At 63.7% G+C, this 22,142-nt stretch carries 14 protein-coding genes; 2 read left to right on the top strand and 12 right to left on the bottom strand.

The features are described from left to right. Positions 1-33: 33 nt before the first annotated feature. From MRBLPB4O_RS12280 to pgm, 4 genes are all read right to left on the bottom strand, one after another. The gene (locus MRBLPB4O_RS12280; RefSeq protein WP_341798646.1) at positions 34-2,439 is read right to left on the bottom strand and encodes a TonB-dependent receptor; all 2,406 of its coding nucleotides are present in this window, start codon (positions 2,437-2,439) and stop codon (positions 34-36) included. A gap of 66 nt (positions 2,440-2,505) precedes the next feature. Further along, positions 2,506-3,465 carry a FecR domain-containing protein gene (locus MRBLPB4O_RS12275; protein WP_341798645.1) on the bottom strand — a complete coding sequence of 320 codons (960 nt, stop codon included), beginning with the start codon at positions 3,463-3,465 and terminating at the stop codon, positions 2,506-2,508. Further along, on the bottom strand, positions 3,462-3,974 hold the full coding sequence (locus MRBLPB4O_RS12270) for a sigma-70 family RNA polymerase sigma factor (protein WP_341798644.1): 513 nt from the start codon (positions 3,972-3,974) through the stop codon (positions 3,462-3,464). The genes MRBLPB4O_RS12275 and MRBLPB4O_RS12270 overlap by 4 nt, the downstream gene beginning before the upstream one ends. 78 nt (positions 3,975-4,052) lie before the next feature. Further along, positions 4,053-5,690 (bottom strand): phosphoglucomutase (alpha-D-glucose-1,6-bisphosphate-dependent), encoded by a 1,638-nt coding sequence (pgm, locus tag MRBLPB4O_RS12265; protein WP_341798643.1) that lies wholly within the window; start codon positions 5,688-5,690, stop codon positions 4,053-4,055. A 182-nt stretch (positions 5,691-5,872) separates the two neighbouring features. Between pgm and MRBLPB4O_RS12260 the strand changes: the two genes are divergently transcribed. After that, positions 5,873-6,520, top strand: coding sequence for a DUF1345 domain-containing protein (locus MRBLPB4O_RS12260; protein WP_341798642.1), 648 nt, complete (start codon positions 5,873-5,875; stop codon positions 6,518-6,520). A 273-nt stretch (positions 6,521-6,793) separates the two neighbouring features. Further along, a complete protein-coding gene (locus MRBLPB4O_RS12255; protein WP_132843521.1) occupies positions 6,794-7,054 on the top strand; it encodes a DUF1652 domain-containing protein in 261 nt (86 codons plus the stop codon). Here the strand turns inward: MRBLPB4O_RS12255 and MRBLPB4O_RS12250 are convergent. The 8 genes from MRBLPB4O_RS12250 to MRBLPB4O_RS12215 form a co-directional block, all read right to left on the bottom strand. After that, positions 7,051-9,138 (bottom strand): EAL domain-containing protein, encoded by a 2,088-nt coding sequence (locus MRBLPB4O_RS12250; RefSeq protein WP_341798641.1) that lies wholly within the window; start codon positions 9,136-9,138, stop codon positions 7,051-7,053. The two genes, MRBLPB4O_RS12255 and MRBLPB4O_RS12250, sit on opposite strands and share 4 nt — an antisense overlap. Before the next feature lie 151 nt (positions 9,139-9,289). Beyond that, positions 9,290-10,780 (bottom strand): efflux transporter outer membrane subunit, encoded by a 1,491-nt coding sequence (locus tag MRBLPB4O_RS12245; RefSeq protein WP_341798640.1) that lies wholly within the window; start codon positions 10,778-10,780, stop codon positions 9,290-9,292. Continuing rightward, positions 10,777-13,884 (bottom strand): efflux RND transporter permease subunit, encoded by a 3,108-nt coding sequence (locus MRBLPB4O_RS12240; protein WP_341798639.1) that lies wholly within the window; start codon positions 13,882-13,884, stop codon positions 10,777-10,779. The genes MRBLPB4O_RS12245 and MRBLPB4O_RS12240 overlap by 4 nt, the downstream gene beginning before the upstream one ends. Next, entirely contained in the window at positions 13,881-16,979 is a 3,099-nt protein-coding gene (locus tag MRBLPB4O_RS12235; protein WP_341798638.1) for an MdtB/MuxB family multidrug efflux RND transporter permease subunit, read from the bottom strand. The genes MRBLPB4O_RS12240 and MRBLPB4O_RS12235 overlap by 4 nt, the downstream gene beginning before the upstream one ends. Then, positions 16,976-18,286, bottom strand: coding sequence for an MdtA/MuxA family multidrug efflux RND transporter periplasmic adaptor subunit (locus MRBLPB4O_RS12230; protein ID WP_341798637.1), 1,311 nt, complete (start codon positions 18,284-18,286; stop codon positions 16,976-16,978). Before MRBLPB4O_RS12230 ends, MRBLPB4O_RS12235 begins: the two co-directional genes overlap by 4 nt. A gap of 279 nt (positions 18,287-18,565) precedes the next feature. Further along, complete coding sequence (gene tpx, locus MRBLPB4O_RS12225; RefSeq protein WP_016499320.1) at positions 18,566-19,066, bottom strand: thiol peroxidase; 501 nt, start codon at positions 19,064-19,066, stop codon at positions 18,566-18,568. Positions 19,067-19,233: 167 nt separating this feature from the next. After that, positions 19,234-20,514 carry a serine/threonine transporter gene (locus MRBLPB4O_RS12220; protein ID WP_019473823.1) on the bottom strand — a complete coding sequence of 427 codons (1,281 nt, stop codon included), beginning with the start codon at positions 20,512-20,514 and terminating at the stop codon, positions 19,234-19,236. 247 nt (positions 20,515-20,761) lie between these two features. Next, positions 20,762-21,958 carry an amino acid aminotransferase gene (locus MRBLPB4O_RS12215; RefSeq protein ID WP_341798636.1) on the bottom strand — a complete coding sequence of 399 codons (1,197 nt, stop codon included), beginning with the start codon at positions 21,956-21,958 and terminating at the stop codon, positions 20,762-20,764. Positions 21,959-22,142 lie beyond the last annotated feature (184 nt).

The following is a 22,142-nucleotide window of genomic DNA, read 5'->3' as shown; positions in this document are numbered from 1 at the left end:
CGATGGGCCGCAAAGCGGCCCCGGCTGCTTGAGCTAGAAACCTACGGTTGCCGATAGGAGGTAGGTACGCGGCGTGGAAAGGGTCAGCCCCGGTTCACTGTCATCCGAGGCACCGGCCGAGCTCCAGTAGCGATCATCCAGCACGTTCTCGACACTGGCCCGCAAGGTAACCTCGGTAGCGTCCACGTTGAAGGCATAGCGCGCCCCCAGGTCGTAACGCTCCCAGCCATCGATCTGCTTGCTGTTGTTCTGGTCCAGGTATTGCGAGCTGGAGTGAATGCCCCGCGCCGTCAGGGTCAGGCCACTCACCCCCGGCACGTCCCATTCGGCGCCGAGGTTGACGTTGTACTCGGGCGTGGCCGGCGCGCGGTTGCCATCAACGGCGCCACCCACGGTATCGGTCAGCTCGCTGTCGATATACATCACCCCACCCAGCACCCGCACCCCTTGTACGGGCTCACCGAACACGCTCAGCTCGATACCACGGTTGTCGCGTTTGCCATTGGGGCCGAACACCCGCGAAGTGGCGTTGGTCTCGTAGGCCGGCTGGCGGATGCGGAAGGCACTGGCGGTAAAGGCGACCTGGCCCAGGTCGTACTTGGCCCCCACCTCGACTTGGCGGCTGGTGAACGGCGGGAAGATCTGGTCTTCGTTGACCGAGGTCGACGGTGCGATCTTGCCCTGGCTCAGGCCTTCCATGTAGTTGGCGTACAACGACAGCTGGTCGGTAACCTTGAACAACACGCCGCCAGAGGGCGAGACTTTTTCTTCGTCGTAGGCGGTGTCGCCTTTGACGCCGTCGCTCCAGTCATCCACTTGCACCCGCTGCCAGCGTGCCCCCAGGGTCAGCAACAGACGGTCATCGAAAAACCCGAGGGTGTCGGCCAAAGCCACGCCAGAGAAGCGGTTTTCCGTGTAGACCTCTGGGTCAATGCGGGTGGGCGAACCAGGCGTCGGTGTCGCTACCGGGTTGTAGAGGTTACTGGGCGCCGAAGCATAGCGCGCGCCGCCGTTGGTGAAGTCCATGTAGAAGTAGGTAGCGGCCAGGTTCAGCTCGTGGCTGACTGGCCCGGTGTGGAACCAGTTGCGCACACCCGCCATGGCGGTGCGCACCGTTTCATCGCGGGTAAAGTCGCGCGGCTGCACGGTGAAATCACCGGCATCGTTGGTGATGGACACGTTGTGCCGCAGGAAATCATGGTTGCTTTTGCGCGCGCCGACCGCGCCATAGGCCAGCAGCGACTCGCTGACGTCGTACTCGGCATGCAGTGCGCCAAAGGTATCGTTGGTGCGCGCCTTGCTCCAGGCCTGGGCATAGTTGTGGCGTACATCGTTGGCGTCCGGCACTTTGGCGTTGGCCCCAACCAGCACACGCTCTTGCGGCGCATCGGTGTCACGCTCGGTGTGGCCGAGGTCTGCCGACAACCGCAGGCGCTCGCCACGAAAATCCAGGCCCAGCACCGCCATTTCGCGCTCGACGCGCTGGTGGTCCCATTCGGTATCGCCCGCCTGCTTCACACCGTTGAAGCGCACGCCGAACTGCTGGCCTTCGCCAAAGCGCCGGCCTACGTCCACCGCGCCGCCTGCCTGGCCAGCCGACGCGTAGCTGCCGGTGAACTCGGTGAGCGGCTTGTCGCCAGCCCGCTTGGGCTGCACGTTGATACCGCCGCCCACGCTGCCTCGCGGCGAAATGCCGTTGATCAACTGGCTGGGGCCCTTGATGATGTCGACCCGGTCGGCCATTTCCATGTCGATCGAGTAGGTCGGCAGGATGCCGTAAAGGCCGTTGTACGCCACGTCACTGTTGAACAGGCTGAAGCCGCGAATGGTGAACTGCTCGAAACGCCCACCCGCCGGGTTGGTGGCGCGCACCGAGGGGTCGGTGGCGATAAGCTCGCCCAAGGTTCGCGCTTGCTGGTTCTTCACCAACTCGCTGGTGTAGCTGGTGATGCTGAACGGGGTTTCCATGAAGTCGCGAGAGCCAAGCAGCCCTTGGGCGCCCTGGCGCGCCACCTGGCCACCGGCATAAGGCTGAGCTTCGCCGCCCGCCGCCAGGCCGCCGACAATGCTGGTCGGGGCGATTTCCAGCGCCCCATCCGCCTGGGGCTGCGGCGCCAGGGTGAACGCACCATGGCCCACCGGCAGCAACTGCAGGCCGCTGCCACGTAGCAGCTGCAGGAAGCCTTCTTCGACACTGTAGCTACCAGACAGGCCGCTACTCTGCCGGCCCCGGACCAGTGCCGGGTCCAGCGAAAGGCTGACGCCGGCCTGGTCGGCAAACCGGGTGAGTGCGGCGCCCAGGCTGGCGGCCGGCACCTGATAGGCACGCCGCGCCGCCTCATCGGCCCAGGCGGGTGCAGACAACAACAGGCTCATGGCGAACAACGGCCGCACTGCGCGCACCAGTGGGCGCAAGCGGCAAGACATTACTGCAGGCATTGAACAAGGCTCCCCTTTAGTTTCTTCTACCGGTAATGACCGGCGAGTGAAAAAAAGGGGACAGCCTCATGCATGATTTTCTCGCGCAGCCAGGCTCACCCAGTAACGCGTGCGTGCCTGCACCTGCAACGGCAGGCTGGCGGCAAGCAAGGCCAGCACCCGATCAGTATCGTCAAGGCGGAAAGTGCCGGTGACCCTGAGCTGTTCCAGTTCCGGGGACCAGCGCAGCACGCCGGGACGGTACCGTCGCAGTTCATGCAACAGCTCGCCCAAGGGGCGGTCATCCAGGCGCAGCACGCCTTCGCGCCAGCCCAGCAGCCATTCGTCCAGTGCCCTAACCGGGCCGACGCCAGCCACCTGCAAACTGGCCTGCTGCCCGGCCTGCAGGACCCGGGCCGCGCCACGCAGTGGCTGCAGGCTGGCCAGCCCCTTGACCACTGAAACCCGGCAGGCCTCATCGACCAGGCGCAAGCACACTTCACCTGCATTGAAGTCGCCAGCGCTGAGTGCAACCTGCCCGTAAGGCACCTGCACCGCCAGGCGCAGGCTATCGGGTACCCTGAGCGCCACTTCGCCGCGCAACAGTGTCAGCCGGCGCGCACGCAAGTCGATATCCACCGCACTGTCAGTGTTCAGCTGTACAAAGGTGCCATCGCTCAGCAGCACCTGCCGGCGCTCCCCTACCCCTGTGCGCATATCGGCCGTCCAGGTCTCCAGCGGCAGCTCCCGGCTTGCCAGCCAGGCGGCCGGTAGCAGCGCCGCTACACCCAGGGCTTGCTTGAGCAGCGCGCGGCGGCCGGCGTCCGGGCGGTCGAGGGTGGCCATGGCCAACGCCCCGGGCAACCCGGAAAATCGCTCGCGCAGCAATGATGCCTTCTGCCAGGCGTCTTCATGCAGGCTGCTGCTCGCCCGCCACTGCGCCAGGCGCAACAAGTCGGTCTCACTGGCATCGCCAGAATCCAGCAACGCCAGCCAGCGGGCGGCAGCACGCACCGCTTCGCGGATTTCGGGGGAGTGTGTGGTCATTGCAACTCGGCCAGCAGGCAATGTTCGTAAGCCTGCGCCATGTAGCGTTTGACGGAACGCTCGCAAACGCCCAGCCGCTTGCCGATCTCGGCGTAGCCCAGGCCTTCAAGCTGGCTCCAGAGAAAGGCCTTGCGCACCGGTGCCTTGAGGCCATCGAGCAGCTCGTCCAGGGCTTGCAGGGTTTCCAGTAACAGCCAGCGCTGCTCTGGCGAGGGTACGTGCTGCTCGGGCAGATGCGCCAAGGCATCAAGGTAGGCCTGTTCCAGGCTGCGCCGCTGGTGGAAGTTGCTCAGCAACCGCTTGCCCACCGTCAGCAGGTAGGCGCGTGGCTCACGAATGTCTGCCAATGGCTGGGCACTGGCCAGCACCCGCAGAAAAGTTTCCTGGCTAAGGTCAGCAGCATCCCAGGCATTGCCCAGGCGCCGGCGTAACCAGGTTTCAAGCCAGCTGCGATGCTCCCGGTACAGGGCAGGCAGGCTAGGCTCCGGTGGCGGCGCGACGTCGATCATGGGGATGGCCCTGCGGCGGCGTAAATAGGATTAATTCTAATTTACGTTACGCCGTAGCACCAAGCGGTTTGTTACCGGTCAGGCAATCGCCGCATCCACCAGCACCTGCGCTTCCTGTACCAGGCGCTGCAAGTGCGCCTCGTCTATGAAGCTTTCGGCGTAGATCTTGTAGATGTCCTCGGTGCCCGACGGCCGCGCGGCGAACCAGCCGTTGGCAGTCATCACCTTCAGCCCGCCAATCGCCTGGCCATTGCCTGGTGCGTGGCTGAGGATCTGCACGATCGGCTCACCGGCCAGTTCGGTCGATTTCACCTGTTCCGGCGCCAGCTTGCTCAGCAACGCCTTCTGCCGTGCATCGGCCTTGGCCTCGACACGGGTGGCGAACGGCTTGCCCAGCGCCTCGGTCAGGTCAGCGTAGGCCTGGCTCGGGTTGCGCCCGGTGCGGGCGGTCATCTCGGCGGCCAGCAAAGCCGGGATCAGCCCGTCCTTGTCGGTCGCCCAGACCGAACCATCACGGCGCAGGAACGACGCGCCGGCACTCTCTTCGCCGCCAAAGCCGAGCGAGCCGTCGAACAACCCCTGGGCAAAGTACTTGAAACCCACCGGGACTTCGTACAGCTCACGGCCCAGGCGCTGGGTGACGCGGTCGATCAGGCCGCTGGACACCACGGTCTTGCCCACCGCGGCGTCGGTGCGCCATTGCGGGCGGTGACGGAACAGGTAGTCGATGGCGACGGCCAGGTAGTTGTTCGGCTGCAGCAGGCCGTCAGAGGTGACGATGCCGTGGCGGTCGTGGTCCGGGTCGCAGGCAAAGGCCACGTCGAAGCGCTCGCGCAGGCCGATCAGGCCTTGCATGGCGTATGGCGAGGAAGGGTCCATGCGGATCTGGCCGTCCCAGTCGACAGTCATGAAGCGGAAGGTCGGGTCCACCTCGGTGTTCACCACTTCCAGGTCCAGCTTGTAGTGCTCGGCAATGGCCGACCAGTAGCGCACCCCTGCCCCGCCCAACGGGTCGACGCCCAGGCGCAGTTTGGCGCTGCGGATGATGTCGAAGTCGATGACGTTTTCCAGGTCCGCCACATAGCTGCTCACGTAGTCGTGGCGCTGGGTGGTCGGCGCCTGCAGCGCCTGGGCATGGTCCATGCGCTTGACGCCCGCCAGGTTCGCTGCCAGCAACTCGTTGGCCTTGGCCTCGACCCACTTGGTCACGTCGCTGTCGGCAGGGCCGCCATTGGGCGGGTTGTACTTGAAGCCACCGCTTTGCGGCGGGTTGTGCGACGGGGTGATGACGATGCCGTCGGCCAGGCCCTGCTGGCGGCCACGGTTATGGCAGAGGATGGCGTGGGACACGGCCGGCGTGGGCGTGTACTCGTCGTCTTTGGACAGCATCACCTGCACGCCATTGGCAGCCAGCACTTCCAGGGCGCTGGCAGTGGCCGGTGCCGACAGCGCATGGGTGTCGGCGCCGATGAACAGCGGGCCATCGATGCCCTTTTCCTGGCGGTACAGGCAGATGGCCTGGGTAATGGCCAGCACGTGGTATTCGTTGAAACTCAATTCAAGCGAAGTGCCCCGGTGCCCCGAGGTGCCGAAGGCCACCCGCTGGGCCGCCACGGCAGCGTCGGGGCGGCCGGTGTAGTAGGCGGTGAGCAGTCGGGGAATATCGACCAGCACGCTGGCCGGAGCCGGCTTGCCTGCCAAAGGACTGAGCGTCATGCAAAAACCTCGAGTTCAACGGATGTTGGTGTTTGAGCATGCAGTGTACTGAGAGTTGCAATGCCGTGCGATGGGCGACATCAAAGAAAACCGCAGGCAACGCTCCCACAAAGACCGTGTAAACCAGTACTCCGGCCGCAACCGTCTAGAGTAGTAGCCACACCCCCAGTAAATGAGGCCCCATGGCTTTCCACCGCCTGACCCGAACCCACCCCCGCCTGAGTTTCGCCGCCGCAGTCGGCCTTGTCGGCGCCTGGCTGATCCCCGCCGATGATACCGTGCAGCACATCCTCGCTGGCTGGAACCTTGGCGTATGGCTGTACCTGCTGCTGGTGCTGTACCTCACCTGGGACGCCAGCCCGGAAAGGGTCCGCAAGGTTGCCCGCGTCGAAGACGAAAACGCAGGCATGGTCTTGTTCACCGTGTGCATCGCGGCCATCGCCAGCCTCGCTGCGGTCACCCTGCAACTGGTGTCCAGCAAAGGCCTGCAGGGCACTGCACTGGCGCTGCACTACCTCTACACCGGCCTGACCGTGGCCGGCTCCTGGCTGCTGATCGGCTGCATCTTCAGCCTGCATTACGCCCGCCTGTTCTATACCGGGCACAACCATGAACCACCGTTGCGTTTCGCCGACGGCGAGCGCAACCCGGACTATTGGGACTTTCACTACTTCTCGTTCACCATCAGCGTGGCCGTGCAAACCTCCGACGTAGGCGTTGCCGGCCGGCAACTGCGGCGGGTGGTGCTGGCACATTCGCTGGTGGGTTTCGTGTTCAACACGGCGATTTTGGGGTTCACCATCAACATCGCGGCCGGGCTGCTGGGGTGACCCTGCCGCTCGTCCGAAAAGTGTTTCGTCGATAACCCGCGAGGGCTGCCTGATTGAAGCGGATAACCGGCGCTATCGCGTGAAGTAAACGTTTGCCTGAACGCAGCGGGCTTATGGGCATGATCGCCCAGGTGTGACCCAAGTCATGGATTGCTACATTTGTCATGTTTGCAGCCGAGAATCACCCGTAGCAACTGCTATGTTTACATTCCCGGCAGCCACATAGGCGTGGCTGGCTGTTCACCACGTCCAGGCACGGACAAGGAGGCTGGCATGAACAAGATGACGTTCCCAAACGCCTGCCAGGTGATGCGCTGGCACTTTCATCCATTGGGCTTCGAAGCCAACATGGATGCGCCGCGCAGCATGGTCGCGCGGTTGTTCGACCGCGCCACCGGCGAAACCCTCATGGCCATCGCCGGCATCCCGTGTTCAGCCATCATGGCCGCAGCCGATGTGGAGCGCATCATCGAAGCCGTCGAAGCGGAAATGGACGCGTTCATACCCGCCCTCTCCTTGCGCCGCGCTGTTTAGCCTGCAACGCTCTTGTCCTGGCGCAAGGCCTGCAACTTGCCCATGAACTGCTCGGCTGGTACCGGCTGCCCCAGCAGGTATCCTTGCAGCGAATCACAGCCCAGTCGGGTCAGAAAGTCCTGCTGTTTGTCGGTCTCCACCCCTTCGGCAACAATGCGCAGGCCCAGTGCCTGGCCCAATGCGACGATTGCCGAGACAATCGCTGCATCGTCACTGTCCTGCTCCAGGTCTCGCACGAAGCCACGGTCGATCTTCAGCTCGTTGGCCGGCAGGCGCTTGAGGTACATCAGGCTGGAGTAACCGGTGCCAAAATCATCGATGGACAGGTCCACACCCATGGTGGACAGGCGTTGCAGCACCGTCAGGCTGGCATCGGCGTCGTGCATGGCGGTGGTTTCGGTAATTTCCAGGGTCAGGCAATTGGCCGGCAGCCCGTTCTCCTGCAGGGCGCGGGCCACACTCTCGACCAGCCCTGCATGGCAGAACTGGATGGCCGACAGGTTCACCGCCATGCGCCAGCCCGCGTGCCCCTGATCCAGCCAATGCCGCATCTGCCGGCAGGCTTCGTCAAGTACCCACTCACCAATCGGGATGATCAGGCCGGTCTTTTCTGCCAGGCCGATGAAGCGGTCGGGCAGCAACAGACCGTGCTGCGGGTGCTCCCAACGCAACAAAGCCTCGGCACCGATCGGCAGGCAGGCCTGGGCGTCAAACTTGGGCTGGTAATGCAAACGGAACTGGCCTTGCTCCAGCGCTTGGCGCAGGTCCTGCAGCAGTTGCAGTTGCTGGCGTGCGTTGCTGTTCATCGACACATCAAAGAAGCTGTAGCCATTCTTGCCCGCGCTCTTGGCGTGGTACATGGCGGCATCGGCATTGCGCAGCAACTCGTGCTGGTCGTGGCCGTTGCCGGGGTACAGGACGATGCCCAGGCTCGCCGACAGTTGCAGGTCATGCTCGGCCACGCGGAATGGCCGTGACACCAGGTTCACCTGCTTGACCGCCACGTCCATGGCATCGTCAGGCTCCTGCAGCTCTACCAGCAGCACGAATTCGTCGCCGCCGATACGCGCGAGGGTGTCCTGGCTGTGCAGGTGGCCGCGCAGGCGGGACGCCACTGCCTTGAGCAGCAGGTCACCGATATGATGGCCAAAGGCATCGTTGACTGGCTTGAAGCCGTCCAGGTCGATGAACATCAGGGCAAAACAGCCACCCTGCTCCGCCACCTTGGCGATGGCCTGCTCGATGCGGTCGGCCAGCAGGGTACGGTTGGGCAGGTCGGTGAGGGTGTCGTGCAGGGCCAGCTGGGTCAGTTCCTGGTTGGCCAGTGTCAGCGAACGGGCCAGCTCGGCAGTGCGCGCCTCCAGGCGGGCGTCCAGCACCGAGGTCAGCAAGGCCACCGCCAGCACCGCCAGGGTGGTGATCAGCACCAGATAGACCAGGCCGTCGCCCTGCAGCCCGCCACCCAGAGCACCGCAGAAGCTGCCCTCGGGGAAATTCGCCGCCGCCATGCCGGTGTAGTGCATGCCAACGATGGCGATGCCCATCACCACCGCCGCCAGGCCACGGATCTGCCGCACATAGGGGGTGTGCCGGCGCAGACGGAAGGCGATCCACAACGCCGCTGCCGAGGCGCCCACGGCGATCAGCAGCGAGGCCCCGAACAGCGCCGGGTCGTAGTCGATGCCCGGCAACATGCGCAGCGCAGCCATGCCGGTGTAGTGCATGCAGGCAATGCCGGCGCCCATGATCAGCGCGCCAAAACCCAGTTGCAGGCACGGCAAGCTCGGCTGGCTCACCAGCCACAGGGCAAAACCCGAGGACAGGACGGCGATCAGCAGCGAGAACGCGGTAAGGGCCAGGTCATAGCCCAGGTCGATGGGCAGGCTGAACGCGAGCATGCCGATGAAGTGCATCGACCACACGCCGATGCCCATGGCCAGCGCGCCGCCTCCCATCCACAAGTACGACGCCCGCCCCTTGGCCGTGGCAATACGGCCGGTCAGGTCAAGGGCGGTGTAGGACGCCAGAATCGCCACGCACAGCGAAATCAACACCAGCGAAGAGGAGTAGCTACCGGTCAGCATTGGGAATTCCAGCGACGGGACATGGGGCCCGGCAAAAGCTGACGATTGTACTCAAGCTTAGGCGAAACGCACGGGGTTTTTGCGAATGGGAATGGATCCAATGCGAGCCCCAAGCAGATCTGCGCCGCTCCCACAAAAGCGTGCGTTCACTTCAGTCCTGCTCGGCAAACGCCTGCTCTGCATCCCAGCCGCCACCCAATGCCGCCACCAATTGCACACTGGCCACCAGGCGGCCTTGCAGCAGGTTCAACACGCTGCGCTCGTTGCTCAGCGCCGTGGTCTGTACGTTGACGACATCCAGATAGCCAATCAGCCCCGCGCGGTACTGGTTCTCGGTCAGGCGCAGCGACTCGCGTGCAGCGTCCAGCGCCTCCTGGCGCACCACCGCTTCATCGCCATACACCTTCAACTGCACCAACAGGTTTTCCACTTCCTTGAAGCCATCCAGCACGGTCTGGCGGTACTGCGCCACGGTCTGGTCATAGACCGCCACCGTACGGTCTACCTCGGCGCTGCGCTTGCCGGCGTCGAACAGGGTCAGCGCCAGCTGCGGGCCTACCGACCAGTAGCGGTTGGGCAGTTCGATCCAGTTGCTGAAGCTGCTGCTGGAATAACCACCACTCATGCTCAGGCTGAGATCGGGGAAGTACGCTGCCCGCGACACACCGATATTGGCATTGGCCGCCATCACGTTGCGTTCGGCAGCAGCGATGTCCGGCCGACGCTCCAGCAGCTGCGACGGCAGCGAAACCGGAATTTGCGGCAATGCCGGAATGGCCTTGCTGTCAGCCAGGGCGAAATCGGCCGGGGTCTTGCCCAGCAGCACGGCGATGGCGTTCTCGAACTGCGCACGCTGCCAGATCAGGTCGATCAAATCAGCCTGGGTGCTCTTCAGCTGGGTACGCGCCTGGGCCACGGCATCCGGGCCAGAGACACCAGCGCGGTACTGGTTTTCGGTCATCCGCAACGAGCGCTCATAGGCCGCCACGGTGGCTTCCAGCAAACGCTTCTGCTCATCGATGACCCGCAATTGCAGGTAGTTCTGCACCAGCTCCGATTGCTGGCTCAAGCGGATCGAAGCGAGGTCGGCGAGGCTGGCTTCGGCACTGGCCTCGTTGGCATTCATGGTTTCGCGCAACTTGCCCCACAGGTCGATTTCCCAGCTGACACCGAGTTGGGCGTTGTAGGTATTGCGGATGCCGCTGCTGTTGTTGGACAAGCTGGAACTGGAGCTGCCGGTACCCTGCGCCGAGCGGTTCTTGCTAGCACTCAGGTCCAGGCTGGGGAACAGCGCCGCACGGCTGCTGCGCACCAGCGCCTGGGCCTGGCGGTACTGCGCTTCTGATTGCGCCACGGTCTGGTTGCTGCGGTTAAGCTCCTCGACCAACGCATTGAGCCCGGTATCGCCGTAGATTTCCCACCAGGCGCCGCGGGCGATGGCATCGGATGGCGTGGCCTGGCTCCAGCCTTCGGCGTGTTTGAACGGCGCCGCCGGGCTGTTCAGCTCGGGGCGGTGGTAGTCCGGGCTCAGGGTACAGGCACTGAGCAAGGCCACGCACAACCCGGCGCCGAGCAGGCGCGAGCCACGCCCACGGGTCAGCGCTTGCAGCGCACGGTGAAGTGGGGTCTGGGCAAAAGTCATAGCGGGGTTTCCAGGGCGGCGTCGGTGCGCACGCCGCGCCAACGGTTGAAACGGTGGCGCAGGCGGTCCAGGTACAGGTAGACAACCGGCGTCGTGTAAAGGGTGAGGACCTGGCTGAACACCAGGCCACCGATGATGGTCAGGCCCAGCGGCTGGCGCATTTCCGCGCCTTCGGCATGGCTCAGCAGCAGCGGCAAGGCGCCAAGGATGGCGGCCAGGGTGGTCATCAGGATCGGTCGCAGGCGCAGCAGGCAGGCCCGGCGGATCGACTCTTCCGGCGACATGCCCTGATGGCGCTCCAGCTGCAAGGCCAGGTCGATCATCAAAATGGCGTTCTTCTTCACCACACCGATCAGCAGGAACAACCCCAACAGCGAGATCAAGCTGAATTCGCCACCGGTGACGTACAGCGTCAGCAAGGCACCAACGCCTGCCGAAGGCAGTGTCGAGAGAATGGTCAGCGGGTGGATGTAGCTTTCATAAAGAATGCCCAGCACCAGATACACCAGCAGCAGTGCGCCAAGGATCATGAACGGCTGGCCCTGCTGGGTCTTGGCAAAGGCATCGGCAGTACCGCCGAGCTTGGCAATCACCTCTTCGGGCAAGCCCAGCTTAGCCACCGCCCGCTCCACCGCTGCCATGGCCTGGTCGGGGCTGTAGCCTTCGGCGACGTCGAAGGCGATGTCTTCGGAGGCGAACTGGCCTTCGTGGCTGACCCGGTCGTTGGCCAGGCTGTTCTCGTAACGGGCGATGGTCGACAGCGGCACGCGGGCGCCGTCAGCGGTAATGACCTGTACTTGCTCGAGGGTGCTCGGGTCCCAGGCGTATTTCGGGTTGATTTCCAGCACCACCTGGTACTGGTTGAGGCTGTCGTAGATGGTGGAGATCTGACGCTGGCTGTAGGCGTTGTTCAACACCGAGGTGACCATGTCCATGTCGATGCCCAGGCGCTTGGCCTGGTCACGGTCGACCACCAGCGTCACCTGCTGGGTACCGGAGCCGTCACGGGCGTCGATGGCGGTCAGCTCCGGCAGTGCACGCAGCGCCGCAACCACCTTGGGGAACCACTGGCGCAATGCCGCCAGGTCGCCGCTCTGCAGGGTATACAGGTACTGCGACGAGCTCTGGTCACGCCCGCCGCCACCCAGTTGCAGGTCCTGGTCGGCCATCAGGAACAGCCGACCTCCGGGCACTTTGGGCATTTCCTTACGCAGGCGCTCGATCACCTTCTGCGCATCGATTTTGCGCTCGCTGATCGGCTTCAGGCGCACCAGCACCACGGCATTGTTGGTGCCGCTGTTGCCACCGATGAAACCGGCAACGCTCTGCACTGCCGGGTCGGCCAGCAAGGCGCGCCGGTAGATCTCCATTTTCGGCTGCATCACGCTGAACGACAGGCCGTCATCACCGCGGATAAAGCCCATCAGCTGGCCAGTGTCCTGCTGCGGCATCAGCGTCTTGGGCACCACCACGTACAGGGCGATGTTGATAGCAATGGTCGCCAGCAGGCTGAGCAGGGTCAGGCCCTTGTGGCGCAAGACCCAGCCCAGGCTGCGGTCATAGGCGTTGACCATTCGCTGGTGCACCTTGTCGCTCCAGCGCTGCACGCGGGCCTGCTCGGCCTGGTGTGGTTTGAGCCAGCGGGCGCACAGCATCGGCGTGAGTGTCAGCGATACCACCAGCGACACGATGATCGCCGCCGCCAGTGTGATCGAGAACTCCTGGAACAGGTTGCGCACGATGCCGCCCATGAACAGGATGGAGACGAATACCGCCACCAGCGACACGTTCATCGACAGCAAGGTGAAGCCCACTTCCTTGGCCCCCAGGAAGGCCGCCTTCATCGGCGGCTGGCCGTCCTCGATGTGCCGCGAGATGTTCTCCAGCACCACGATGGCGTCGTCCACCACCAGGCCAGTGGCAAGGATCAAGGCCATCAGCGACAGGTTGTTGAGCGAGAAGCCGCACAGGTACATGACCGCGAAAGTCCCCACCAGAGACACTGGCACTGCCAGGCTGGGGATGAGTGAGGCGCGCAGGCTGCCGAGGAACAGGTACACCACCAGGATCACCAGCACCACAGCGATCAACAGGGTGTGTTCGGCCTCCTTCAGGGTGGCCTTGATCACCGGCGAGCGGTCCATTGCCACGTTCAGTTGCACATTGGCCGGCAGCAACGACTGCAGGGCTGGCAACTGCGCCTTGATCTGGTCGACCGTTTCGATGATGTTGGCACCGGTCTGGCGGTTGACCACCAGCAGCACCGCGCTCTGGTCATTGAAGAAACCGCTGTTGTAGCGGTTTTCCACGCCATCGGTAATGGTGGCCACGTCGGACAGGCGCAGGATGGTGCCGTTCTGCTGCCGGATCACCACCGGCTCGTAATCCTTGGCGCTTTCCAGCTGGTCGTTGGCCCTCACCTGCCAGTTACGCTCGGCATCCTCGACAAAACCCATTGGCCGGCGCTGGTTGGCGTTGGACACGGCCGTACGCACATCGTCCAGCGACACGCCGTACTGGTTGAGCAATTGCGGCTCGACGGCAATGCGCACCGCCGGCAGCGAACTGCCGCCGATCTGCACCTCACCTACCCCCGATACCTGGGCCAGGCTCTGCGACAGGATAGTGTCGGCCAGGTCGTACAGCTGGCCTTTCTGCAGCACGTCCGACGTCAGCGACAGCACCATGATCGGTGCTTGCGACGGGTTGATCTTCTTGTAGGTGGGCATGCTGCGCATGCCGCTGGGCAGCAGGTTACGGGTGGCGTTGATCGCTGCCTGCACCTCGCGCGCCGCGCCGTCGATGTCGCGGCCCATCTCGAAGCCGATGATGACCCGCGTGGAGCCTTGGTTGGAGCTGCTGGTCAATGTGGTCACGCCGGCGATGCTGCCCAGCTTGCGCTCCAGTGGCGTGGCCACGGTGGAGGCCATGACCTCCGGGCTGGCGCCGGACAAGTTGGCCGACACCACGATTACGGGGAAGTCCATCTGCGGCAGCGGTGACACAGGCAACAGGCCGAAGCTGACCCCGCCCAGTAGCATGATCGCCAGGCTCAGCAGCATGGTCGCAACAGGGCGACGGATGAAAGGACCGGACAGGTTCATGCCTCGGCCTGCTTCACGTCAGTGGCCGGGCGCCAGCGGCGGGCCAAGCGGTCGAAGTACAGGTAGATGACCGGCGTGGTGAACAGCGTCAGCACCTGGCTGACCAGCAACCCGCCGACCATCACCAGGCCCAGCGGCTGGCGCAGCTCGGCGCCGGAACCGGTCGCGAGCATCAGCGGCACCGCACCGAACAGCGCGGCCAGGGTGGTCATCAGGATCGGCCGAAAGCGCAGCAGCGCCGCCTGGTAAATCGCATCACGCGGGCTCATGCCCTGGTGGCGCTCGGCCTCAAGGGCAAAGTCGATCATCATGATCGCGTTCTTCTTGACGATGCCGATCAGCAAGATGATGCCGATGATGGCAATCATGCCAAGGTCGTTGCCGCTGATGAGCAAGGCCAGCAAGGCACCCACCGCCGCCGAGGGCAGGGTCGAGAGGATGGTCACCGGGTGGATGTAGCTTTCGTACAGCACGCCCAGCACGATGTACATGGTCACCACCGCCGCCAGAATCAGCAGCAAGGTGCTGGACAGCGACGCCTGGAAGGCCTGCGCGGCGCCCTGGAAGCGGGTTTGTACCCCCAGCGGCATGCCGATGTCCTGCTGCACCTGCTCGATCACCTGCACAGCTTCGCCCAACGACGCGCCATGGGCCAGGTTGAACGACAGGGTCACCGCCGGGAACTGGCCGATGTGGGAAATGGCCAGCTGGGCCTGGCGCTGCTCGATGCGCGCCAGCGCCGACAGCCGCACCTGGCCGCCATCGGTAGCCTTGACGTGGATCGACTCCAGCGCCTGCGGGCCGATCACTGAAGCGTCCTTCGACTGCAGCACCACGCGGTACTGGCTGGCCTGGGTGTAGATGGTCGAGATCTGCCGCTGGCCGAAGGCGTCGTACAGGGCGTTGGTGATCTGCGACACGCTGATGCCCAAGCGGCTGGCCATGTCACGGTCGATCACCAGGTACACCTGCAAACCCTTGTCCTGGAGGTCGCTGGCCACGTCGGCCAGTTCTGCGCGTTGCTGCAACGCCTGCACCAGCTTGCCGCTCCACTGCGCCAGCAGGTCGGCGTCCGGCGACGACAGGCTGAACTGGTACTGGGTACGACTGACCCGGTCCTCGATGCTCAAGTCCTGCACCGGCTGCATGAACAGGCGGATACCCACCTGCCGGTCCAGTTGTGGCTGCAGGCGGCTGATGACTTCGCTGGCTGTGACATCGCGCTCGCCGTGAGGCTTGAGGTTGATCAACAGGCGGCCGCTGTTGAGCGTGGCGTTGTCGCCATCGACGCCGATGTAGGACGACAGGCTTTGCACGGCAGGGTCCTGCAGGATCACCTTGCTCAGGGCCTGCTGACGCTCGCTCATGGCGGCGAACGACGTGGACTGCGGTGCTTCGGAAATGCCCTGGATCACCCCGGTGTCCTGCACCGGGAAGAAGCCCTTGGGCACCACCATGTACAGGAACACGGTCAGCACCAGGCTGGCCACGGCCACCAACAGGGTCAGCGGCTGGTGCTTGAGTACCCACTGCAGGGCGTTGCCGTAGTGTTTGATCAGCCAGTCGATCCAGGCGCCGCTGGCGCGGTAGAAGCGGCCTTGTTCTTCTTCCTTGGGCTCGCGTTTGAGCAAGCGGGCGCACATCATCGGCGTCAGGGTCAGCGACACCACCAGGGAGATCAGGATGGCCACTGCAAGGGTGATGGCGAACTCGCGGAACAGGCGGCCGACCACGTCAGCCATGAACAGCAACGGGATCAATACCGCGATCAGCGAGAAGGTCAGCGAAATCAGGGTGAAGCCGATCTGCCGGGCGCCCTTGAGCGCCGCCTGCATGGGCGTCTCGCCCTCTTCGATGTGCCGGGAGATGTTCTCCAGCATGACGATGGCATCGTCGACCACAAACCCGGTGGCAATGGTCAGGGCCATCAGCGTCAGGTTGTTCACCGAGAAACCCGCCAGGTACATCACTCCGAACGTGCCGATTAGCGACAGTGGCACGGCAATCGATGGAATGAGGGTGGCGCTGAAACGGCGCAGGAAGACGAAGGTGACCATCACCACCAGAACGATGGCGATCAGCAGTTCATGCTGTACGTCCTTGACTGCGGCGCGAATGGTCTGGGTGCGGTCGGTCAGCACCGATACATCGAGGCCGGCCGGCAGGTTGTCGGTGATCGACGGCAACAGCTCCTTGATGCGGTCGACCACTTCGATGACGTTGGCGCCTGGCTGGCGCTGGATGTTCAGCAGCACCGCGTGGTTTTCGTTGGCCCAGGCGGCCAGGCGCTCGTTTTCTGCGCCATCGACGATTTCGGCCACATCTTTCAGACGCAGCGGTGCACCGTTGTTGTAGGCCAGGATCAGGTTGGCGTATTCCTCGGGGGAACGCAGCTGGTCATTGGCATCGAGCATCGACACCCGGGTGGGGCCATCGAAATTGCCCTTGGGCTGGTTCACGTTCGAGGCGCCGATCAGCGTGCGCACGTCATCCAGGTTCAGGCCGTTGGCCGCCAGGGCGTCGACGTTGACCTTGATGCGTACCGCCTGGCGCTGGCCGCCGGCAATGCTGACCATGCCCACGCCGCTGATCTGCGCGAGCTTTTGCGCCACACGCGTATCGACCAGGTCGTTGAGCTTGGGCAGCGGCATGGTCTTGCTGGAAATGGCCAGGGTCAGCACCGGGGTGTCGGCCGGGTTGACCTTGTTGTAAACCGGCGGCGCTGGCAGGTCGCTGGGCAGCAGGTTGCTGGCAGCGTTGATCGCAGCCTGCACCTGTTGCTCGGCAACGTCCATGTTCATGTCGAGGTTGAAACGCAGGGTCAGCACCGAGGCACCACCGGAACTGGTCGAAGCCATTTGTTCCAGGCCGGGCATCTGGCCGAACTGGCGCTCCAGGGGGGCGGTGACAGCGCTGGTCATGACCTCCGGGCTGGCACCGGGGTACAGCGTCATGACGCGGATGGTCGGGTAATCCACCTGCGGTAAAGCGGAAACCGGCAGCAGCTTGTAGGCGATCAGGCCGGCCAGGACGATGGCCAGCATGCTCAGCATGGTGGCGACCGGCCGCAGGATGAACAGACGCGAGAGGTTCATGCGCCCGCCTTGCCTGCTGCGTTGCCAGGCTGCGCTTCACCTGTGTGCGCCGAACCTTTGGCTTCCTGGCCTTGCAGGTGCTGGCCTGGGGTGGTCGGTACTTGCGAGCTGTCTTCGACCACTTCCACCTTGGTGCCTTCGCGCAGGCGGTCGGTGCCTTCCAGCACCAGGCGGTCACCCGCCTTCAGGCCTTCGAGGATGACGCTGTTCTCGCCATCGCTGGCGCCGACCTTGAGCTTGCGCACGTTCACCGTGTTTTCAGCGTTTACCACATAGGCAAAGGTACCGTCGTTACCAAACTGGATGGCCGCTGCCGGGGCCATGACCACCTGCTTGAGGGTATCGGCCAGCAGGCGCACGTTGACGAACTGGTTGGGGAACAGGGCGAGGTCCTTGTTCTCGAAGCGGCCCTTGAACTTGAGCGTACCGGTCGTAATGTCGATCTGGTTGTCGATGCTGCCCAGCACGCCAGTGGACTGCAGCTTGCTGTCACTGCGGTCCCAGGCCTCGACCGGCAGGATGGCGCCGCTGCGGTAGCGTTCCAGCACGGTGCTCAGCTCGGTTTCCGGCAGGGTGAAGGCGACGTTGATCGGCTCGGTCTGGGTAATCACCACCAGTGCCGTGGTGTCGTTGGCCGCAACGAGGTTGCCCAGGTCGAGCTGGCGCAGGCCCACGCGACCGTTGATCGGCGCACGGATCTGGGTGAAGTCGAGGTTCAGCCGGGCGTCGTTGACCTGTGCCTGGTTGGTCTTGACCAGCCCCTGGAACTGCGCCACCTGCGCTTCGGCGGTGTCGAGGGTTTGCTTGGCGATACTGTCTTCGGCGTACAGGCCTTTATAGCGGGCTACATCCACCTGGGCGTTCTTCAGCTGCGCCTGGTTTTGCGCCAGCGTACCTTCGGCCTGCTGCAGGGCGATGCGGTACGAGCGCGGGTCGATTTCGGCGAGCAAGTCGCCGGCTTTGACCTGCTGGCCTTCCTTGAAGTGGATCTTCACCAGCTCGCCAGCCACGCGGCTGCGCACATTGACCGTGTTGGTGGCAGTGACTGTGCCCAGGGCTTTGTAATACAGGGGGAAGTCGCCCACGCGTACCGGTTCGACGCGTACCGGCACCGCTTCGCTGGAGCCGCCGAACCCTGGGCGGCCGCCCATCATGCCCATGCCCTTGCCACCGCGCCCGCCGCCGCCGGCTTCTTTATGCGCAGGCGTTGCTGCAGGCCACAGCCACCAGGCCAGGGCAGCCACCAGCAGCAGGATCAGCAGGCCGACGAGCCAGCGACGGGGGGAACGGGAATTGGACACTTGCATGGGTTGAACGAACCTTGTTCGGAATGGCGGCTTGGGGAGGGTGAACGATAAGCAATGGCATCGTTTTAGCAAAGGGCCTTTACCAGAGGTTTACCTTTGGCTGACGTTGCCAAGACGCTGAACTTTAAATGAAAACGGCCCGGAAAGCGTTCCGGGCCGTTACAGGGTGTTGCTTGGAGTAGTGGCGGGCTGAAAGGTTTCGGTTGCCTGGGCTGGCCCTTTCGCGGGTTCACCCGCGAAGAGGCCACCACAGGACTCAGCCGCCCTGCCCCGCAACCCTTACTTCAGTACTGCCAGCGCTGCATCGTAGTTCGGCTCGTCAGCAATTTCGCCAACCAGTTCACTGTGCAGCACTTTGTCGTTTTCATCCAGCACCACCACGGCGCGGGCAGCCAGGCCGGCCAGCGGGCCGTCGGCGATGGCGACGCCGTAGTTTTCGAGGAACTCGCGGCCACGCAGGGTCGACAGGTTCTTCACGTTTTCCAGGCCTTCGGCACCGCAGAAGCGTGCTTGGGCAAACGGCAGGTCGGCGGAGATGCACAGCACCACGGTGTTGGCCACATCGTTGGCCTGGGCGTTGAACTTGCGCACGGAGGTGGCGCAGGTTGGGGTGTCAACGCTTGGGAAGATGTTCAGCACCTTGCGCTTGCCGGCGTAGTCCTTCAGCGACTTGTCAGCCAGGCCTTCACCGACCAGGGAGAATGCCGGAGCCTGGGCGCCGATTTTCGGCAGTTCGCCGTTGACCTGAACCGGGCCGCCTTTGAGAGTCACTTGAGCCATGACGAAATCCTTATGCTGGGTTTGAAAAGGACACTGAGTTAAGCATGAAGGCGGCCGGGTGCCTATGGGGGCAGGTGAAATTGTTCTATTGCCGGACAATTTTTGTGGACAAAAAAATGCCCAGGTTGCGACAAGCGACCCGGGCATTCTTTATTTCAGGCAGCGAATCAGCCCAGCAGGCCGTACACCACCGAGGTCAACGCAACCAGGCCGACCACTACAACGAACACGTTGGAGGCTGCACCGCTGTACTTGCGCATCGACGGAACACGGTGGATGGCGTACATCGGCATCAGGAACAGCAGCACCGCAAGGATCGGGCCGCCGAGCGATTCGATCATACCGAGGATGCTCGGGTTGAGGGTGGCAACGATCCAGCACACCACCAGCATCAACGCGGCTACAACGCGGTCCAGTGTCTTGGCGCCCGGGCGGGCGCCGGTCTTGGCGATAATACCCTTGAGGCCTTCACTGGCACCGATGTAATGGCCCAGGAACGACTTGGCGATGGCCACGAAGGCGATCAGCGGCGCAGCGAACGCGATGGTCGGGTTGCTGAAGTGGTTGGCCAGGTACGACAGGATCGACAGGTTCTGTGCCTTGGCTTCGGCCAGTTGGGCGCTGCTCAGGGTGAGCACGCAGCTGAACACGAAGAACAGCACCATCACCACCATCAGCAGGTGGGCACGGCGCAGGATCTGGCCGCTGCGCTCGTCGGCATGCTCGCCGTAGCGGCGCTTCTGGTCGACGGCGAAGGCCGAAATGATCGGCGAGTGGTTGAACGAGAACACCATCACCGGAATAGCCAGCCACAGGGTATGCAGGAAGGCCGAGGCCGGCGGCACCTGTGTGGCGCTGTCGAGGATGCCACCGGTCCAGTGTGGCACCAGGTACAGGCCCAGCAGCGCCAGGGCGACGATGAACGGGTACACCAGCAGGCTCATGACCTTGACCGTGGCCTGCTCGCCGCAGCGCACGATGGCCAGCAGGCCGAGGATCAGCACAAACGACAGGATGGCCCGCGGTGGCGGCGCCATGTGCAGCTGGTGCTCCATGAAGCTGGACACGGTGTTGGTCAGCGCCACGCTATAGATAAGCAGGATGGGGAAGATCGCGAAGAAGTAGAGCACGGTGATCGCGGCACCGGCGTTGCTGCCGAAGTGCTCTTTGACCACTTCGGTGATGTCGCCACCATTGCGCCCGGAGAGCACGAAGCGGGTCAACCCGCGGTGGGCGAAGTAGGTCATTGGGAAGGCCAGTACAGCCAGGATCAGCAGCGGCCAGAAACCGCCAAGGCCGGCGTTTATTGGCAGGAACAAGGTTCCGGCGCCAATGGCTGTGCCGAACAGGCCCAGCATCCAGGTGGTGTCGTGACGCGCCCAGCTGCCGAGGGTGGCGGGGGTCGATTCTGCAAAGCGTTGTTCAACGCTTGGGGCCTGCTCATTCATTCCGGGTGAAGCTCCACTCGCAAGACTGCAACAGGCTGAGAATGGCGAAACAGTGCGTTCGCCCAACTCAACCGGAAAAGAGGGGCGCGATTGTGCACCGAAAGGTTGCACTTGCGAAGCCCTTTTCCGAGGGGCGGTTGCACTTGTCTTTACAAGCACGCCAGACCGGCAGGCTAAGGCGATGATTGTGGGAGCGCCCCGGCAAGGCCGCTCCCACAGGAAGGGCCGCGCAGGGCCCCTTGAGAAATTACTTCTGAACAGCAGCGAACGCTTCGGCAACCTGTTGCAGGTTGGCCGGGCGCAAGCCGGACATGCACACGCGGCCACTGTCGATCAGGTACACGCCAAACTCGTCGCGCAGGCGGCGCACTTGCTCGACGCTGAAGCCGGTGTAGCTGAACATGCCACGCTGGCGCAGGAAGAACTGGAAGTCCTGGCCTGGCAGCAACACAGCCAGGGCATCGACCAGCGCCTGACGCATGTCGAGGATACGCTTGCGCATCACTTCGACTTCCTCGGCCCACTGGGCATTGAGGACTGCATCGCTGAGCACGCCTGCAACCAGCTGGGCGCCAAAATTGGGCGGGCTGGAGTAGTTGCGGCGCACGGTCGCCTTGAGCTGGCCGAGCACGCTCTGGGCAGTGGCGTCATCGTCGCAGACCACCGACAGGCCCCCTACCCGCTCGCCGTACAGCGAGAAGATCTTCGAGAACGAGTTGCTGACCAGGCACGGCACACCGGCGCGGGCCATTTCGCGGATGGCGTAGGCGTCTTCCACCAGGCCTTCGGCGAAGCCTTGGTAGGCGATGTCGAGGAACGGGATCAGCTGGCGTGCCTTGACCACTTCGACCACTTGTTGCCACTGGTTTTGCGTAAGGTCGGCACCGGTGGGGTTATGGCAGCACGGGTGCAGCAGTACCACGCTGTTGGCCGGCAGCGTCTGCAGGGTGGCCAGCATGCCGTCGAAGTCCACGCCACGGGTGGCCTGGTCAAAATACGGGTACGTGTGCACCTTGAAGCCGGCGCCTTCGAAGATGGCGCGGTGGTTGTCCCAGGTCGGGTTGCTGACCCAGACTTCGGCCTGCGGGAAGTAGCGCTTGAGGAAGTCGGCACCGACTTTCAGGGCGCCGGAGCCACCCACAGTCTGCACAGTGGCCACGCGACCGCCGGTCACCGCCGGGTGATCGGCACCGAACAGCAGCGCCTGAATCGCCTGGCGGTAGCTGGCCAGGCCTTCCATCGGCAGGTAAAGGGACGCTTCGTGGTCCTGGCCGGCAATGCGTTTTTCCACCGCATCCACAGCCGCCAGTTGCGGCACCACGCCGGCCTCATCGTAATACAGGCCGATACTCAGGTTGACCTTGTCGGCGCGCGGGTCGGCCTTGAAGGTTTCCATCAGCGAGAGGATCGGGTCGCCGGCATAGGCATCGACATGTTTGAACACAGCGTGCAGCTCCTTGGATCAGGACAGTTCGAAAAGGCAGACCTGAGCATACCCGGAGTGTGGGCTCAGGAACATCCACTATTGTGCAAGGTTGTCTATGCAACATTGCATGGCTGAAGATTTGTGCTGACAGTGATGCCTTCATCGCCGGCAAGCCAGCTCCCACAGGTACACCACAGGCCTT

Source organism: Pseudomonas sp. LPB4.O, assembly GCF_038383825.1.
Classification (GTDB): Bacteria; Pseudomonadota; Gammaproteobacteria; order Pseudomonadales; family Pseudomonadaceae; genus Aquipseudomonas; species Aquipseudomonas putida.
The sequence above is the reverse complement of the archived record's forward strand: the minus strand, read 5'-3'. Positions and strand labels throughout refer to the sequence as shown.

Excerpts from the sequence above, each read along its gene's own strand:
- MRBLPB4O_RS12280 (WP_341798646.1), bottom strand. The coding sequence starts at position 2,439 with ATGCCTGCAGTAATGTCTTGCCGCTTGCGCCCACTGGTGCGCGCAGTG.
- MRBLPB4O_RS12275 (WP_341798645.1), bottom strand. The coding sequence starts at position 3,465 with ATGACCACACACTCCCCCGAAATCCGCGAAGCGGTGCGTGCTGCCGCC.
- MRBLPB4O_RS12270 (WP_341798644.1), bottom strand. The coding sequence starts at position 3,974 with ATGATCGACGTCGCGCCGCCACCGGAGCCTAGCCTGCCTGCCCTGTAC.
- pgm (WP_341798643.1), bottom strand. The coding sequence starts at position 5,690 with ATGACGCTCAGTCCTTTGGCAGGCAAGCCGGCTCCGGCCAGCGTGCTG.
- MRBLPB4O_RS12260 (WP_341798642.1), top strand. The coding sequence starts at position 5,873 with ATGGCTTTCCACCGCCTGACCCGAACCCACCCCCGCCTGAGTTTCGCC.
- MRBLPB4O_RS12255 (WP_132843521.1), top strand. The coding sequence starts at position 6,794 with ATGAACAAGATGACGTTCCCAAACGCCTGCCAGGTGATGCGCTGGCAC.
- MRBLPB4O_RS12250 (WP_341798641.1), bottom strand. The coding sequence starts at position 9,138 with ATGCTGACCGGTAGCTACTCCTCTTCGCTGGTGTTGATTTCGCTGTGC.
- MRBLPB4O_RS12245 (WP_341798640.1), bottom strand. The coding sequence starts at position 10,780 with ATGACTTTTGCCCAGACCCCACTTCACCGTGCGCTGCAAGCGCTGACC.
- MRBLPB4O_RS12240 (WP_341798639.1), bottom strand. The coding sequence starts at position 13,884 with ATGAACCTGTCCGGTCCTTTCATCCGTCGCCCTGTTGCGACCATGCTG.
- MRBLPB4O_RS12235 (WP_341798638.1), bottom strand. The coding sequence starts at position 16,979 with ATGAACCTCTCGCGTCTGTTCATCCTGCGGCCGGTCGCCACCATGCTG.
- MRBLPB4O_RS12230 (WP_341798637.1), bottom strand. The coding sequence starts at position 18,286 with ATGCAAGTGTCCAATTCCCGTTCCCCCCGTCGCTGGCTCGTCGGCCTG.
- tpx (WP_016499320.1), bottom strand. The coding sequence starts at position 19,066 with ATGGCTCAAGTGACTCTCAAAGGCGGCCCGGTTCAGGTCAACGGCGAA.
- MRBLPB4O_RS12220 (WP_019473823.1), bottom strand. The coding sequence starts at position 20,514 with ATGAATGAGCAGGCCCCAAGCGTTGAACAACGCTTTGCAGAATCGACC.